General features: G+C 68.3%; 14 protein-coding genes. 5 read left to right on the top strand and 9 right to left on the bottom strand.

Features of this window, described 5'->3' with window-relative positions:
• The first annotated feature begins 54 nt into the window (after positions 1–54).
• Together C8D95_RS18755 and C8D95_RS18750 are read left to right on the top strand one after the other, a co-directional pair.
• Positions 55–1449, top strand: coding sequence for a sensor histidine kinase (locus C8D95_RS18755; RefSeq protein WP_170121494.1), 1395 nt, complete (start codon positions 55–57; stop codon positions 1447–1449).
• Between the two features lies 1 nt (position 1450).
• Positions 1451–2659 carry a sigma-54-dependent transcriptional regulator gene (locus tag C8D95_RS18750; protein WP_109760735.1) on the top strand — a complete coding sequence of 403 codons (1209 nt, stop codon included), beginning with the start codon at positions 1451–1453 and terminating at the stop codon, positions 2657–2659.
• On the opposite strand, the gene C8D95_RS18745 is transcribed toward C8D95_RS18750, so the two are convergent.
• Positions 2623–3306, bottom strand: a complete 684-nt coding sequence (locus C8D95_RS18745) for a phosphotransferase (RefSeq protein WP_164721708.1) — start codon at positions 3304–3306, stop codon at positions 2623–2625. The genes C8D95_RS18750 and C8D95_RS18745 overlap by 37 nt on opposite strands.
• Positions 3291–4292 carry a glycosyltransferase gene (locus C8D95_RS18740; RefSeq protein WP_109760733.1) on the bottom strand — a complete coding sequence of 334 codons (1002 nt, stop codon included), beginning with the start codon at positions 4290–4292 and terminating at the stop codon, positions 3291–3293. Before C8D95_RS18740 ends, C8D95_RS18745 begins: the two co-directional genes overlap by 16 nt.
• A gap of 185 nt (positions 4293–4477) precedes the next feature.
• On the opposite strand from C8D95_RS18740, the gene C8D95_RS18735 reads away from it, so the two are divergent.
• Positions 4478–4777: a hypothetical protein gene (locus C8D95_RS18735; RefSeq protein ID WP_109760732.1), complete on the top strand. Its 300-nt coding sequence runs from the start codon at positions 4478–4480 to the stop codon at positions 4775–4777.
• 16 nt (positions 4778–4793) lie between these two features.
• Here the strand turns inward: C8D95_RS18735 and C8D95_RS18730 are convergent, their stop codons facing one another.
• The 3 genes from C8D95_RS18730 to C8D95_RS18720 all read right to left on the bottom strand — a co-directional run bounded on the left by C8D95_RS18730 (position 4794) and on the right by C8D95_RS18720 (position 8623).
• The gene (locus C8D95_RS18730; RefSeq protein ID WP_109760731.1) at positions 4794–5588 is read right to left on the bottom strand and encodes a L,D-transpeptidase; all 795 of its coding nucleotides are present in this window, start codon (positions 5586–5588) and stop codon (positions 4794–4796) included.
• 124 nt (positions 5589–5712) lie between these two features.
• Positions 5713–6105 carry a Cu(I)-responsive transcriptional regulator gene (gene cueR, locus C8D95_RS18725; RefSeq protein ID WP_109760730.1) on the bottom strand — a complete coding sequence of 131 codons (393 nt, stop codon included), beginning with the start codon at positions 6103–6105 and terminating at the stop codon, positions 5713–5715.
• A gap of 10 nt (positions 6106–6115) precedes the next feature.
• Entirely contained in the window at positions 6116–8623 is a 2508-nt protein-coding gene (locus C8D95_RS18720) for a heavy metal translocating P-type ATPase (protein ID WP_109760729.1), read from the bottom strand.
• 134 nt (positions 8624–8757) lie between these two features.
• Between C8D95_RS18720 and C8D95_RS18715 the strand changes: the two genes are divergently transcribed.
• Complete coding sequence (locus C8D95_RS18715) at positions 8758–8952, top strand: heavy-metal-associated domain-containing protein (RefSeq protein WP_109760728.1); 195 nt, start codon at positions 8758–8760, stop codon at positions 8950–8952.
• Positions 8953–8959: 7 nt separating this feature from the next.
• Here the strand turns inward: C8D95_RS18715 and iolB are convergent, their stop codons facing one another.
• Complete coding sequence (gene iolB, locus C8D95_RS18710; protein WP_109760727.1) at positions 8960–9766, bottom strand: 5-deoxy-glucuronate isomerase; 807 nt, start codon at positions 9764–9766, stop codon at positions 8960–8962.
• 15 nt (positions 9767–9781) lie between these two features.
• Complete coding sequence (locus C8D95_RS18705) at positions 9782–11692, bottom strand: bifunctional 5-dehydro-2-deoxygluconokinase/5-dehydro-2-deoxyphosphogluconate aldolase (protein WP_109760726.1); 1911 nt, start codon at positions 11690–11692, stop codon at positions 9782–9784.
• A 224-nt stretch (positions 11693–11916) separates the two neighbouring features.
• On the opposite strand from C8D95_RS18705, the gene C8D95_RS18700 reads away from it, so the two are divergent.
• Positions 11917–12942 (top strand): LacI family DNA-binding transcriptional regulator, encoded by a 1026-nt coding sequence (locus C8D95_RS18700; RefSeq protein WP_241239679.1) that lies wholly within the window; start codon positions 11917–11919, stop codon positions 12940–12942.
• Positions 12943–12945: 3 nt separating this feature from the next.
• Here C8D95_RS18700 and C8D95_RS18695 read toward each other — a convergent pair whose 3' ends face one another.
• The gene (locus C8D95_RS18695; RefSeq protein ID WP_241239680.1) at positions 12946–13707 is read right to left on the bottom strand and encodes a sulfite exporter TauE/SafE family protein; all 762 of its coding nucleotides are present in this window, start codon (positions 13705–13707) and stop codon (positions 12946–12948) included.
• Positions 13697–15490, bottom strand: a complete 1794-nt coding sequence (locus C8D95_RS18690; protein WP_109760725.1) for a gamma-glutamyltransferase family protein — start codon at positions 15488–15490, stop codon at positions 13697–13699. The genes C8D95_RS18695 and C8D95_RS18690 overlap by 11 nt, the downstream gene beginning before the upstream one ends.
• Positions 15491–15492 lie beyond the last annotated feature (2 nt).

Below are 15492 nucleotides of genomic sequence, written 5' to 3'. Positions count from 1 at the left end.
TGCCAGGCGATCGGGCAAGATCGGAGAGATTGTAACCAATGCGGACGTGATTCCATGGGAGCCCAACCGGTGCCGAAACTCTTGTCGCTGCGCGACTCTCCGCACTACATGCAGGTTCTCGCGATCTTCGTGGTGACGAGCTTCGTTGCGATCTTCACGACCACGAGCGTGCTCAGCCAGTACCTCGCAAACTACATGACCACGAACATGATGATGCGGGACGCCGTCGTCTCGATGGAGTTCCTCAACTCCATCGTGCGCGTCGAGGAGGCCGATCCAAACTCCTTCGGCATGTCGCGCATCTCGGACCCTGCAGGCGACGCCGAGACACGCGAATTCTTCACGCACGTCTCGCGCCTTCCCGACGTCTTCCGCGCAAACATCTATTCCGCCTCGGGCGAGGTCCTGTGGTCGAGCGACCCCGAATTGATCGGACGCACGTTCGAGGACAACGACGAGCTTGAAGCCGCGCTCGTGGGCAAGCTCGACCCCGAGATCGTGGTCGTCGACCGCGAGGGCAAGGAAGAACATGTCGGCTTCCCGACCGACGTCCAGGAGTTCATCGAGTTCTACATTCCGATCTGGTCCGACGACGACAGCACCGTCATCGGCGCGGTCGAGGTCTACAAGGCCCCCGAAGCCCTTCTCGACACCATCCACGGCGTCGTCACGCTGGCCTGGGTTGGCGCTCTGATGGCGGGGACCGTCCTTTTTACGGCGCTTCTCGCCGTCGTGGTCTACGCAACCCGCATCCTGCGGCGCCAGGAGCAGCGGCTGGTCGAGACCGAGCGCCTGGCCGTCGTGGGCGAAATGGCCTCCGCCGTGGCCCACGGACTGCGAAATCCACTGGCGGCCATACGCTCCTGCGCCGAACTGGTGGCGGAGGACGACATTCCGGGCGACAGCCGCACCGCGATCCACGACATCATGGATCAGGTCGACCGGCTGGAAACCTGGATCCGCTCGTTCCTCACCCGGACCCGCGCGGCGCCGGACAGCGCCGGCGACATTGCGCATGTCGACGTCATCATCCAGCGCTGTCTTGCGGGCTTCGAACCCCAGTTGCGCAAGCGTGGCATCGCGGTCGAGCTGGCACAAAGCCAGGGCAGTCCGGTCGCCTCGGCTGGCTCGGCGGAACTCGAACAGGTGCTGAACACCATCCTGTCGAACGCCATCGAGGCGATGAAGGCGGGCGGCGTCCTGCGGATCGGCTGGCACGCGGCCCCCGGCGGCCGCATCGCAATCGAGGTCGCCGACACCGGCCCGGGCCTCAGCGACGAGCAGATGGCGCGGCTCTTCGTGCCGTTCCAGACCTCCAAGTCGTCGGGCCTCGGCGTCGGTCTGGCGCTCGGGCGTCGCATCGCCGAGCGTCTCGGCGGCTCGCTCGATCTGAAGAACCGCCCCGAGACGGGCGTAGAAGTCACACTGACCGTACCGGCGAGGGCCTGAGATGAGCGATATCCTGATCGTCGAGGACGAGGTGGTGCTCGCGCGGTCCATCGTCAGCTTCCTCGAACGGCGCGGCTTCTCGGCCAGCTATGCCGTCGACGCCGCATCGGCGCGCGCGATGATCGAACGCGACGCCCCCCGCCTCGTGATCCTCGACTACAAGCTGAACGAGGACGACGGCCTCGAGCTTCTGGAGCGCATCCGCGCAGCCTCGCCGCGCACGCAGGTGGTGATGATGACGGGCCACGGCGACATCGACGTGGCCGTCCGCGCGATGAAGGGCGGCGCCCGCGACTTTCTCGTCAAGCCGACGCCCCTGTCGGCCATCGCCTCCATCGCGGGCGAACTGATGCTGGACGAGATGCAGGGCGGCCTCGAACGCACCGGGGCGGACAGGATCGTCGGTCGCTCTTCGGCGGCGAACGCCCTTCGCGCCACCATCCGCAAGCTCGGCAAGCCGGGCGACACCCGGCCGGGCATCCTCATCATGGGCCCCGAGGGCAGCGGCAAGTCGCTGGCGGCCGTGGCCCTGCACGAGACCGCAGCCCCCGAAACGCCGCTCGAGACCTTCGACTGCGCCGTCGACCGCGAGGACGACATGGACGACCGGATGCGCCGCGCGTCGGGCGGAACGCTGATCCTGCGCCATGTGTCGGAGTTGTCCCTCGGCGGGCAGGCACGGATCCTCCAGCGGCTCCAGCAGGACGACCGGCCGCCCTGCCTCATCGCCACGTCCGTTCGCCACCTTTCGCCGGGACCCGGCTTCCTGCCCGACCTTCTGTACCGCATCCAGGTCGGCTGGATCGACATGCCGCCCTTGGCCGAGCGGGCCGCCGACGTCCTGCCCATCGCCGACATCTTCGCCCGCCGGATTGCCCGCGACCGGGGCGAGGCGCGCCCGCGCTTCACCTCCGCCGCCCGCGCCAGGCTGCTGGAGCATGACTGGCCGGGCAACGTGGCCGAGCTTGAGAATTGCATCGCCCGCGCGATGCTAGAGCAGACCGACGGCCAGATCGACGGCCCGCATATCCGTGCCATCGGCGCCAGGCAGTCGGGCGAGCTGCCGACGCTTCGCGACATCGAACTCGGCGCCATCACGACGGCGCTGACCCGCACGGGCGGCAACGTCTCGCGCGCAGCCGAGCTTCTGGGCATCAGCCGCGACACCCTGCGCTACAGGATGGAGAAATTCGAGCTCTCGCGCAGGTAGGTCGCCACCATCGCTTCGTGGTCCGGCCGTCCCGTCTCGCGCAGTTTCAGGTGCCGGCGGACCAGCGCGATGCGCAGGAGGCGGCGGAAGACGTCGTCGTCGCAGGGTCGCCCGATGTCGCGCCACGCGGCGCGCACCCGGTCGGCCCAAAGCTCCACGCCGCCTTGAAGCGAGGTCGCAGAATGGGCTGCGAAGTTGGCGAGGTCCGCTTCGGGAGGTCCAAGCGTCAGATCGTCGAGGTCGACGATCCATACCGTTCCGCCGCCATCGCGGATGAACTGTCCCGCGTGAAGATCGCCGTGCAACGTGGCGGTGCCGCTCGGGACGGTCTCGTCCAGAACGGACCGGATCTCCTCATTCCGCAGCAGCGCCTCTCGCGGACGGATACGACGGAATGGATCGAGGGGAGGAAGGCCAGCTACCGGACATTCGTGAAGCAGGGCGACCAGCTCAAGAAGGCCGGCCAAGCCGCTGGCAAGCAAGGGCAAGCCCGTTTCACCCTCGATCCGCGCGAACGAGACCTGCCGTGCGTCCGCGCCGGCCATCGCATGGGGCGTAGGCAGCCCTGCACGGCGAAGGATCGAGGCGCGCCGAAGCGCCTCGGCCGCCGTCGCCTCGTCCCGGTGCGTCTTCAGGAAACGGGACACGTCATCTCGAGGATCAGTCTGGCCGCGACCGTCGCGCCGTCCGGACCGAGGTCGACGGGGCGTCGCCGGCGCGGATGGTCGATGCGGTCGGCAAGCCAGGCGGATGCCGTGCCGAGGCGGTCAGGACGAAGTGCGCAGCCCAGCCTCGGCCCCCACAGGCGGACCCGCGCCGCCTGATCGTCGAGGCTGCGGGGAATGGCGGCAAGAAGCGTCGGCGTGTCGGTGCTGGCCAGTTCGAGCACCGAATTGTAGCCTGCCGTCGAGATCACCACGTCCGCCGCACGGAAGACGGCGTTCAGATCTCCACTGGGATCGAACACCTCGCCGGCCTCTGGCAGCGCCTCTCCCGAAGCGCGAGGGCCGAGCGCGTGGCGGACCCGAAAGGGGCCTGCCGCAAGCCTCCGCGTCTCTGCGATCACCGCGTCGAGCAGCGGATAGAGACCGGCGCGGGTCTCGGCGGTGCCGCCACCGCCCGTGGCGACGACGATGCCCGCAGTGCCGTCCTCGGGACGACGCGCGCCTGTCGGCCGCAGGATCCACCCGCAGCAATCGACCGAATGCGCGAAGCCTGCGCCGAGGGAAGGACACCAATGTCCTGGAGGGTTCGGGACGATGACCCGATCCCAGGGGCGCCCGTCGTCGCGCCGGAACCCGGTCAGCAGACTGTCGGGCGTCTCGCGCAGGACCAGGACCGCAGGACAGCCCAGGTGCGCCGATCCCGGCAGCTTGAGCGTATCCACCACCGCCAGGTCGAAGCTACCCTGCCCGACCGCCCGCCCCATATGCTGGCGCGCGACGACCTTGATGTCTTGAAAGACCGCGCGATCTTCGGGCAAAAGGCCCTCCGGCGGCGCGTTGGTGAAAAGATGCGCCCGAACCGACGGGTCCGCCGTGTGGATCGCCCGCGCGATCGTGGACAGCCGGCGCAGGTGGCCAAGGCCGGATCTGGACGTTCCGAGAAAGGCGACGGTCTTGGCGCGGGTCATGCTGTCTCCCTCGCGCGGCAGCCTTTCACGCAAGGCCGGACGGCAAAAGCCGCAGGCCCGCTTCAGGCTGGGTCAAAAGCCCCAATTGCGCGTATCCAACGCGCGAAACGGCGCCCGGACCCTTGCGTATGAAGTGCTTTCCAAGATACCGTAATCGCGTTGAAATCGGCTTGAGCGGGACACCCATGACCAGACTTGTCTTCATCGTCAGCGCGACGCTCTGGCTTGGCGCCTGCGCGTCGACTGGCGTCACCACCAGCGGCGCGCCGATCGAAGGCGGAACGTCGAACCTGCCCGATCAGCTGGTGGCCCTCGCCGCGCCGGGCCAGGATCTTCGGTCGGTCAAGCTGATGCCCGAGGACGGCTGCTACTGGTACCGGCACGTCGGACCGGTCGAGACGACGATGCTGCCGCTTCTGTCGGTCAACAAGCGTCACCTCTGCACGGCATCGTCGGCGGCCGCAGCACCCGCCCCGGCAGCCTGAGCCGGGGCCCGGTCCGTCAGGACCGCGCCGCCAACATCCCTTCCGCCGGATAGAGATGCGCGCTCGACCCGAGCGCCACCTGATCGTAGAGCCCGATGATGTGCGCCATCACCATGCGCACGCAGCCAGAGCTGGCGCGGCCGCCGATGGACCGCGGATAGGGCGTACCGTGGATCCGCAGGTAAGTGTCGCGGCCTCCTGAGAAGAGGTACAGCGCGCGCGAGCCGAGCGGGTTGCTCGGGCCGCCGTCCATGCCGTCCGCGAATTTTTCGTAGGCGCCGGGATCGCGCTCGATCATGTCCTCGGTCGGGCGCCAGGTCGGCCACTTCTTCTTGACCTTGATGGTATAAACGCCGGGCTCGTAGAGGTTGCCCTTCGCGATGGCGACCCCGAAGCGCAGCGCGGTCCCGTCCGGCTGGATGTGGTAGAGATAGCGCGCCACGGCATCGACGTGGATGTCGCCCGGACGCAACCCGGAGTTGGCCTCGACCCGCTTCGGCAGGAAGCGGTCGTGGAAGCCCCAGGGGTTCGTCGTCGCGGGATTGTAGTTGGCCGGCGTCACCTGCGCGTCCCACTGGTTCCAGCGGCTGCTGTCCGAAACGGGCTGGCGCGCCGGCGGCTCGGCCGGGGCGTCCACGGCAGTCTCGACGGTGGTTTCGACCGGCGTCGCGTTCGGATCGGCCGCAGCAGGACCCGACGGCGGCAGCAGCGGGCCCTGCATCTCGTCCGACTGCGCGAACACCGGAACGGGCAGCGCCGCCGAGAACAGCGTGGCCGATGTCGCTATGAAGTGCCGTCTTGTCAGAGTCATTCCGAGCGTCTCCGTAAGGTCCCCAGGTCAGCCACCCAGCTAGAGTCAAAATGGGGCGAAATTCAAGCAGTGCCCGCAAAATGCCGGAATCACCTTACGGCACCGTTGCATAAACACGCCCCGGCTAGTGAATTTCTCCCGCGAGGTCGTCGAGGATGGGGCAATCGGGCCTGTCGTCGCCGCAGCAGGAGGCGACCAGCCGCGACAGGAGCGCGCGCATCGACTGAAGCTGCGAGATCTTGGCGTCGATTTCAGCCAGGTGCTCCTCGGCGAGCGTCTTGACCTGCGCGCTCTCGCGGCTCTCGTCCTCGTAGAGGCTCAGAAGCGTCCGGCAATCCTCGATGGTGAAGCCAAGCGCCCGTGCGCGGCCCAGGAAGGCGAGCTTGTGCAGGTCGCTCTCGCGGAAGGCGCGATAGCCGTTCCTGCTGCGCTGAGGGCGAACAAGTCCGATGTCCTCGTAGTAGCGGATCGTCTTGGCCGGCAGGCCCGAGCGTTCGGCGACTTCTCCGATGTTCATGAGCGTTCTCCTATTCGGCTGGCTGGCTGCGCAGGACCGGGGTCGGCGCGGGGGTCTGGGTCGCGCTCATGGCCGGACGAATGCGGCGCAGGCGCAAGGCGTTGGCGAGGACCGACACGGACGACAGCGCCATTGCGCCGGCCGCGAAGACGGGCGACAGGAGGATGCCATAGGCCGGGTAAAGCACACCGGCGGCAACGGGAATGAGAGCCACGTTGTAACCGAAGGCCCAGGCCAGGTTCTCGCGGATGTTCGCCATCGTCCGGCGCGAGACCTCGACGGCGTCCACCACACCCTTCAGGTCGCCCGACATCAGCACCACGTCGGCCGATTCGATGGCGACGTCGGTGCCGGTGCCGATGGCGATGCCCACGTCGGCGTGGGCAAGCGCCGGCGCATCGTTGATGCCGTCGCCCACGAAGGCCACGCGCCGCCCGCCCGCGCGCAACTCGTCGAGCGCGGCCACCTTTCCGTCGGGCAGCACGCCCGCGATGACGCGGTCGATGCCCGTCTCGCGTGCGATGGCCTCAGCCGTCTCGCGCTTGTCGCCCGTGATCATCGCGACCTCGAGGCCCCGCGCCCGCAGAGCTGCAATTGCGGCGCGGCTGGACGGCTTGACGGGGTCTGCGACGGCGACGACCGCCGCCAGCCTGCCGTCGATGGCGGCGTAGACCGCCGTTCGGCCCCGCGCGGCCAGATCGGTCTCGACCTGCGCCAGAGGCGCGATCTCGACGCCCTCGCGGATCATGTAGCGGTCGGCGCCGACCATGACCTCGCGGCCCTCTACACGGGCGGCGACGCCATATCCGGTGACCGAGCTGAACTGAGTCGCAACGGGCACCGTGACGCCTTCGGCCCGCGCGCCGCGCAGAATCGCTTCGGCGATCGGGTGTTCCGACATCGCCTCGACGGCGGCGACGAAAGCCAGCACCTCGTCGCGCGCGAAGCCTTCGGCGACGACCACGTCGGTCAATGTCGGCTTGCCCTCGGTCACCGTCCCGGTCTTGTCGAGCGCCACGACCTGCACGCCGGACAATCCTTGCAGGGCGTCGCCCTTGCGAAAGAGGACGCCCATCTCGGCCGCGCGCCCCGTGCCGACCATGATCGAGGTCGGCGTGGCGAGGCCCATGGCGCAGGGGCAGGCCACGATCAGGACCGATACGCCCGCGACCAGTGCGAAGGTCAGCGCGGGGTCCGGCCCGAAGATCAGCCAGGCCACGACGGTCAGCGTGGCCAGCGCCATGACACCCGGCACGAACCACAGCGTCACGCGGTCGACGAGGCCCTGGATCGGCAGCTTCGCGCCCTGCGCCTCCTCCACCATGCGCACGATGCGTGCGAGCGTGGTATCGGCGCCGACGCGGGTCGCGCGGATGGTCAGGCTGCCCGAGCCGTTCACGGTGCCGCCCGTGACCGCGGCCCCCTCTCCTTTGCTGACGGGCAGCGGCTCCCCGGTAATCATGCTTTCGTCGACGTTGCTCGATCCCTCCGTGACCTCGCCATCGGTCGGGATGCGCTCGCCTGGCCGGACAAGGACCATGTCCCCCACGGACAACCGCTCGACGTCCACATCGACCATCTCACCGTCCCGCAGGACGCGCGCCGTCCGCGCCTGGAGCCCCAGAAGCGCCTGGATCGCCGCCCCCGTGCGCCCCTTCGCGCGCGCTTCGAGCCAGCGGCCGATCAGGATCAGCACGACGATCACCGCCGCCGCCTCGAAATAGACGGCGCGCAGCCCCTCGGGCAGCACGCCGGGCAGGAACGTCGCGACCACCGAATAGCCCCACGCCGCACCCGTGCCGACCGCCACCAGGCTATTCATGTCGGGCGCGCCCTTCAGAAGCGCAGGCACGCCCTTTTCGAAAAACTGTCGTCCGGGACCGAAGAGAACGGCCGTCGCCAGCAGGAACTGGATGATCCAGGAGGCCTCGGTTCCGATGGTCCGCGCGATGAGGTGATGGAAGGCCGGCACCATGTGCGCACCCATCTCCAAGACGAAGACCGGCAAGGTCAGCGCCCCAGCCACGGCGGCGCGGCGGGCGAAGGCGCGGGCCTCGTCGGCCTTGCGTTCGGCCCGGCCTTGCGTCGCGTCGGCCAGCGCCGCTCTCGCGGGGTAGCCGATGGCGGACGAGGCCGCAGCCAGATCGGAAGGTGTCGTGGCCCCTTCCAGATACTCCACCGTCGCCGTCTCGGCGGCGAGGTTCACGGACACCGACAGGACGCCCGGCATTGCCGCCAGCGTCCGGTCAACGCGTCCGACACAGGAGGCGCAGGACATGCCCTCGATGTCGAAGGTCACGCGCGTCCGTCGCGCGGGATATCCCGCGACTTCGAGTGCCTGCGCCGCATCACTCACGCGCGAAACGTCTGAAACGCGGAAGCTCGCCGTCTCTGCGGCGAGGTTCACCGAGACGTCCGTCACGCCGTCGAGCGCCGCGAGCGTCCGGTCGACGCGCCCGACGCAGGACGCGCAACTCATCCCCTCAACGTGCAACGTCACCTTGTCTGCGCCAGTCATGGCAATCTCCCGATTTCCGAGTCGGAACAGGATATAGAGCTTCCAGTCACTGGAAGCTCAAGGGGTCTTCCGAAAGATCTTGACGTTCCACCCGCTGGAAGCCTCAAAACACTTGAATAAGCAGGGAGTCCAAGATGAAATTCAACGTTCCGGGCATGGATTGCGGGCATTGCACCGCTGCCATCACCAAGGGCATTGCCGACGTCGATCCGAATGCGACGGTGCAGACAGACCTCGCGACCAACACCGTCACGGTCGCGTCCGAGCGTTCGGCCACTGAAATCGCGGCGGCGATCAAGTCCGCAGGCTACGACTCGACGCTCGCCTGACGCCGGCCTACTTGTCGCGCTCCATGATCCATTCGACCTCGGGCGCGGGCACGAAGCGCCACTTGCGCAGCGGCCCCGCCATGACGTTGAGGTAGTACATCTCGAACCCGTAGGGCGCACCGCATGGATGATGCCCGCGCGGCACCAGCACCACGTCGCCGTCCGACACCGCCATCGTCTCGTCGAGCTTGCCGTCGTCGGTGTAGACGCGCTGAACCCCGAAGCCCGACGAAGGATTCAGGCGGTGATAATAGACCTCTTCCAGGTAGGTCACGCGCGGGAAGTCGTCCTCGTCATGCCGGTGGGACGGGTAGGACGACCAGTGGCCGGCAGGCGTGAACACCTCGGTGACCAGGAGCGCGTCGGCGTAATCCTCGTTCTCCATCGCCACGTTGTTGATGTGGCGCGTGTTGGTGCCCTTGCCCCGCGTGACGAGGTCGATGCCATCGGGCCCGATCTTCCGCGCCTCGTGGCCGCCCTTGCCGGGGGCGGCGCAGACGGCAAGAACGCAGTCGGTCTCGGCCGTGGCCGTCCACTCCGCGCCGTTCGGGAGATAAAGCGAATGCGGCGGCGTCTTCTCGAAGACGTCCATCCTCTCGCCGAGGACACCCCAGTCCTGTCCCCCACCCTCGATCCGGACCTTGCCCTCGACCACGACGAGGATCACCTCGTTCGAGCCCGTGACCTCGGACGCCGTATCGCCTGCTCGCAGGCGATAGAGCCCGAAGCCCACATAGCGCCAACCGGCGGTCTGGGGCGTGACCTCGTGAACCTTGCCGCGGGTGCCAAAGGGGCGGAGGAGAAGATCGGGCATCGTGTCGTCCTTTCGTCAGGCGCGGGCCTGGGCTGCAGCGCGCGCGTCGTCCCACACGGAACAGAGCCGCGCGTAGGTGTCGGTCATGCTGCGAACAGCCTCGTCGTCGCCGATGCGGCCCGCCATCCAGTCGCTCGCGGCATCGCCGAAGATGGTGCGACCGACCGCGAAGCCCTTGACCAGAGGATAGCTCGCGGCGACGCGAAAGCTCTCCGCCAGCACCTCCTCGCTTTCGCCGAGGCCGAGGATGACGATGCCGCGCGTGTGCGGATCGTTGCGCTCGATCGCCTCGACCGTCGCGTCCCACGCCGCTTCCGAGCGCATCGGTTCGAGCTTCCACCAGTCCGGCCGCACGCCCAGGTCGTAGAAGCGCTCGACGAGCCACGCCGTGGTGTCGTCGCCCACGGGTCCGACCTTCGACGGGATGACTTCCAGCAGGAACTCCAGCCGGTTGCGGCGGCAGGCGTGGTAGAGCCTCAGGATCGTCGCTTCCTGGTCGGCCCAGGTCGCGGCCTTGTCGTTCGGATGGCAGAAGCACAGCACCTTGACGACATGCTCGCGCGGCCACTCCGCCAACCCACCGAAGTCCGGCCCCAGCTCGGGCTCGAGCGTCAGGGGACGCGACCCCGGCCATTCCACCGGACGCCCGATCCACAGGCCCTGCCCCGCCGCGCGGTAAAGCGCGTCGCGTCCCAGGCGAGCGTCGCAGAGAAGCCCGTAACCCGGCTGACCCTGCGCGACCGCGAGCGTGGCGTCGAGGCACAGCTCCTTGAAGCGCCCGATCCGCTCGTCCGTCGCACCTTCCAGCGCCTCCATCTGCGCGCGGTGATCGAAGGCGAAGACGCGCACCGCCGGCCAGTCGGGGTGGCGGTTCGTGGCCCAGTGGACCTGCTCCAGCTCCTCGTCGTTGCGAAGGTCGGGCCGCTCGATCCCGCGGCGGAAGAAGAACTGAAGCTCCTCCCACGACGGATAGGCCGGCGTGCAGCCGTGTCGTGACACGGCGAAAGCGCCGCAGGCGTTGGCGTACTTCAGCGCAATCGGCCAGTCCTCGTCGTCGAGCCAGCCCTTCAGCAGCCCGGACATGAAGCCGTCGCCCGCGCCGAGGACGTTGAACACCTCGATCGGGAACCCGGGACCCGCCTCGCCGTCGTCGAGGCTGTCGGGGATGGCGCCGGTGAAGGCCACCGCGCCTCGCGCACCGCGCTTGCAGACGAGCGTCGCCGCCGACACCTCCCGCACCGCACGAAGGGCCGCGACCGTATCGGTCGAGCCGCCCGCGATGTGGAACTCTTCCTCGGTGCCCACGATCAGGTCGAAGAGATGCAGCGTCGATTGCAGCTTGTCGGTGACCGCTTGGCTTTCGACGAAGCGGCTTTCGCCCTCGCCATGCCCGGCGACGCCCCAGAGGTTCGGGCGATAGTCGATGTCGAGCGCCGTCCTGCGCCCCGCCTCTCGTGCGATCTTCAGCGCCTTCAGCGTCGCGGCCTCGACGCGGGGGTGCGACAGGTGCGTGCCCGTGGCAACGACGGCGCGCGCCTCAAGGATGAAGTCGGGGTCGATGTCGGCTTCGGTCAGACCCATGTCGGCGCAGTTCTCACGGTAGAAGATCAGCGGAAACCGCTCCTGGTCGCGGATGCCCAGAAGCACCAGCGCCGTCAGCCGCTCGGGGTCGGTCTTGACGCCGCGCGTGTCGACGCCCTCACGCTCCAGCTCCTCGCGGATGAAGCGACCCATGTGCTCGTCGCCCACACCCGTGATGACGGCCGACTTCAGACCCAGCCGCGCGGTGCCGCAGGCGATGTTGGTGGGCGAGCCGCCGATGTACTTGTCGAAGGACCGCATGTCCTCGAGCCGCCCGCCGACCTGGCCGCCGTAAAGGTCCACCGATGACCGGCCGATGGTGATGAGATCGAGTGTCGTGGTCACGGTCGCCGCCTTCTTCTGGGCGCTGCCCCGCGCCGCCTCCGCTACGTCACCTAACGCGCGGAATAGGGAATGAGAAGCGCCTCTGCCTCGGCAAGGGCGCTCGGGATGAGACGAAATGACAACATTTTCAACCCTTCATGTTGAGATGTGAGCCGCATATGCAAAGACTTGCATCCGAGAGCGAAAATCTTTAGCGAAACTTTCGCCGAATGGGACGGACACGAATGGACGCTACGCCGAAAGGCCGGAAGAAGTCGCGCGCAACGATGATGGATGTCGCCGAACTTGCCGGCGTCTCGCAGGCGACGGTGTCCCTGGTCCTGAACGGCAGCCCCGACGTCAAGCTGGCCGAGACAACGCGCGAGAGGGTGCGCACGGCCGCGCGCGATCTGGGCTACAGCCTGCCGCGGCGGAAGTCGCGCAAGCTTCCCGACACCCAGCCCGTGCTTCTGTTCCTCGCCGACGAGATTTCCTCGGATCCCTGGATGACCGCCGCCTTCGACGGCGCGCAGAAGAAGGCGCTGGAGTTCGGGCTGAACGCCGTCCTCGCCGTGGCCGCAGACGCCGAGAACGAAGCGGTGGTGATGGAGCAGTTCCAGTCGACGCCGCTGGCGGGGATCATCTACGGCACCATCCTCACGCGGCAGGTCCGGCCATCCGCGCAGGTCACGCGGCACCCGACCGTCCTTCTGAACGGCTGGGACAAGGATCGTTCGCTTCATTCGGTTGTGCCCGGGGACGCGCTTGGAGGCCGCACTGCAGTCGAACATCTTCTGGACAGGGGCCGGACGCGGATCGCGCTCATCAACGGGCTTGAGGGGCTCGAGGCGACGCAGGACCGCGCCCGGGGCTATCGCCAGGCGCTGGCCTCGCGCGAAATCCCGTTCGACCCCGTTCTCGTCCGCGACGGCAACTGGGAGGCGCGCTCGGGCTATGAGGAGACGAAGGCGCTTCTGGCGCTCGAAACCCGGCCCGACGCGATCTTCTGCGCCAACGACCCCATGGCCTTCGGCTGCTACGAGGCGATCCGCGAGGCGGGGCTGAAAATTCCCGACGACATCTCCGTCATCGGCTTCGACGACCGCGAGATCGCCAAGGACATGCACCCGCCGCTGACGACCATGGTCCTGCCGCACTATGAAATGGGAGAGATCGCGGCAGAGATCCTGATCGACATGGCGGGCGGCCACAACACGGTGCCGATCCAGGTCAAGGTCGACTGCCCCCTGGTCGTACGCGCCTCGGTCTGACGCTCAGAGCGCCGCGACGCCGGTCCAGATCAGCCGCAGCGACACGAGGATCAGGATCACGTCGAGCGCGCGTTTGAAGCCGTGGTCGGTCATCCGGTTCAGCAGAAGTTTCCCCGCCAGCGTTCCCGCGAGACCAGCGAGCACCATCACCACGATGAACCCAAGCCACGGGCCGAAGGCGAAGCCGAGGATGGCGAAGATCGCCACCTTCAGCACGTGTTGCAGCGTCATCAGCGAGGCATGGGTTGCGACGTGGCTCTGGCGGGGGAGGTTGAGCGACTTGGTGAAGTTCGCGACGAAAAGGCCCGTCGCGCCGAAGAACATCGTCAGGAAGCTGGAGATGCCCCCGGTCAGGCCCGGCCAGCGCGACAGCCAGGCGGGCGGTTTCGACAGCACGCTCCAGATGACGAAGGCGCCGACGCCGATCTGGACGTAGGGCGGCGGCAGGTTGACGACGATCGACCCGCCCGCCACTGCGCCGATGACCGAGCCTATGGTGAAGGCGAGGAACGGTGGCCAGTAGACATGGCCGAGAAGGATGCCAGCGCGGAACAGGTTCGACCCGATCTGGATCGCGCCGTGGACCGGGATCAGGGCCGCGGGCGGCATCAGGCTCGCCAGCGCGGCCAGCATCAGCGCGCCGCCTCCGATGCCGAGCGCCACGGTGATGAAGGACCCGATGAAGCTTGCTGCCGCGATGCCAAGAAGCGCGGGCACCGAGAAAAGCTCCATCGCACTGCCGAGGAACGACAGGTCAACGTCCAATGGCGTAGGCCTGCATCAGCCGCGGCGTGGCAGCGGCCGAGATCACCCCGTCCGGACGGCGCAGCGCGGCGGTCAGGCGGCCGACCGCCCAGGGTTCCGAGACCTCGACCGCGTGGCCGCGCGCGCGCAGCGCCTCGAGGGTGGCCTGGGCGAAGGCCGGCTCGATCATCAGGTGCGCGGGTTTCAGTCCGCGCGGATAGAAGCTGGCCTGCAGGTGACCGGTGTGGAACAGCGGCCCGTCGATGGCCTGCTGCGGCGTCATGCCGTGGTGGATCATCCGCAGGATGAAGGTCAGCTGCCACTGGTCCTGCTGATCGCCGCCCGGCGTGCCATAAGCCATCCGCGTCCCGTCCGGCGCGCGCGCCATCGAGGGCGACAGCGTCGTGCGGGGCCTGCGTCCGGGCGCAAGCGTCGTGGGCAGCCCCTCGTCCAGCCAGAACATCTGCGCCCGGCTGTTCAGCGGCACGCCGAGGCCCGGCACGACCGGGTTCGACTGGAGCCAGCCGCCCGAGGGAGTGGCCGAGACCATCGTGCCCCAGCGGTCGATGACATCGATGTGGACAGTGTCGCCCCTCCGGTTGGCGAGGTGCGCCATCGTCGGTTCGCCCCCGCCGAGACCCGCCCCCGCACCTGTGCCGATCCGGGCGGAGCGGGCGATGGCGGCGTCGGCCAGCGTCTCGAAGCCCACGATCCTGCCGGGACGCAGGTCGCGGGACGCGGTGTCTCCGATCTGGGTTGCGCGCTCGCGGGCGTAGTCCGGCGACAAGAGACGGTCTGCTGGAATGTCGGCGTGATCCGGGTCGCCATAGAACGCCTCGCGGTCGGCGAAGGCGAGTTTCAGCGCCTCGGTCACCTTGTGGACGAAGCCGTCCGACAGCGGCGCCTCTCCGGCGATACCGAGCGCGTCGAGGATGTTCAGCGCCTGAAGCTGGACCGGACCCTGCGACCAGAACCCGCCCTTGAAGACCTCCCACCCCGCGTGACGGGTCGAGACCGTATCCTCCACGGTCGCGCGCCATCCGGCCATGTCCGCCCCTGTCAACACGCCCTTGCGACGAACGCCGGTGCCGTCCATCGGTTCGATTTCGCGAACGAAGCCGTCGATAGCCTCGGCGACGAAACCCTCGCGGAACGCGCGACGCGCCACCTCGATCTGCGCCTCGCGGCCCGACGCTGTCTCGGCCTCCTCCAGAAGGCGTGTCCAGAAATCGGCAAGCTGGACGTTCCGGAACAGCGCTCCCGGTTGGGGCACGTCGCCGCCCGGCAGCCAGACGGCGGCAGACGTCGGCCACTCGGCGCGGAAGAGATCGGCCTGCCCCGCGATGGTGTCGCAGACCCGCGCGAGGATCGGATGGCCATGCCTGGCGTAGTGGATCGCGGGCTCCAGCACCTCGCGCAGCGTCAGCCGCCCGTGGAGCGACAGCATGACAATCCAGGCGTCGAACGCGCCCGGGATGACCGTGGCGAGGTGGCCCGCCCCCGGGATCAGGTCCAGCCCCTGGTCGCGGTAATGCGCCACCGTGGCTCCCGCTGGCGCCGTCCCCTGCCCGCAGATCATGCGCGGCGCTTCCGCGTCGGCGGCCCACACGAGGGCGGGCATGTCGCCCAAGGGCCCGTTCAGATGCGGCTCGACGACGTTCAGGGTAAAGCCGGCGGCGGCGGCAGCGTCGGCGGCCGTGCCGCCGGCCTCCAGCATCCGCATCCCCACGGCGCTGGCGATCCAGTGTGTCGTGGCGACCGCGCCGAAGGTGCCGAGGATGTCGGGGCGTGTGGTGAAGGTCATCG

The sequence above is a fragment of the Silicimonas algicola genome (assembly GCF_003148765.1).
GTDB classification, from domain to species: domain Bacteria; phylum Pseudomonadota; class Alphaproteobacteria; order Rhodobacterales; family Rhodobacteraceae; genus Silicimonas; species Silicimonas algicola.
This window is presented reverse-complemented; position numbering and strand designations above follow the sequence as displayed.

What these genes read in the sequence shown, in the direction of transcription:
- C8D95_RS18755 (WP_170121494.1), top strand. Translation starts at nt 55, where the DNA reads ATGGGAGCCCAACCGGTGCCGAAACTCTTGTCGCTGCGCGACTCTCCG.
- C8D95_RS18720 (WP_109760729.1), bottom strand. Translation starts at nt 8,623, where the DNA reads ATGACTGGCGCAGACAAGGTGACGTTGCACGTTGAGGGGATGAGTTGC.
- C8D95_RS18740 (WP_109760733.1), bottom strand. Translation starts at nt 4,292, where the DNA reads ATGACCCGCGCCAAGACCGTCGCCTTTCTCGGAACGTCCAGATCCGGC.
- cueR (WP_109760730.1), bottom strand. Translation starts at nt 6,105, where the DNA reads ATGAACATCGGAGAAGTCGCCGAACGCTCGGGCCTGCCGGCCAAGACG.
- C8D95_RS18735 (WP_109760732.1), top strand. Translation starts at nt 4,478, where the DNA reads ATGACCAGACTTGTCTTCATCGTCAGCGCGACGCTCTGGCTTGGCGCC.
- C8D95_RS18700 (WP_241239679.1), top strand. Translation starts at nt 11,917, where the DNA reads ATGGACGCTACGCCGAAAGGCCGGAAGAAGTCGCGCGCAACGATGATG.
- C8D95_RS18715 (WP_109760728.1), top strand. Translation starts at nt 8,758, where the DNA reads ATGAAATTCAACGTTCCGGGCATGGATTGCGGGCATTGCACCGCTGCC.
- C8D95_RS18750 (WP_109760735.1), top strand. Translation starts at nt 1,451, where the DNA reads ATGAGCGATATCCTGATCGTCGAGGACGAGGTGGTGCTCGCGCGGTCC.
- C8D95_RS18690 (WP_109760725.1), bottom strand. Translation starts at nt 15,490, where the DNA reads ATGACCTTCACCACACGCCCCGACATCCTCGGCACCTTCGGCGCGGTC.
- iolB (WP_109760727.1), bottom strand. Translation starts at nt 9,766, where the DNA reads ATGCCCGATCTTCTCCTCCGCCCCTTTGGCACCCGCGGCAAGGTTCAC.
- C8D95_RS18730 (WP_109760731.1), bottom strand. Translation starts at nt 5,588, where the DNA reads ATGACTCTGACAAGACGGCACTTCATAGCGACATCGGCCACGCTGTTC.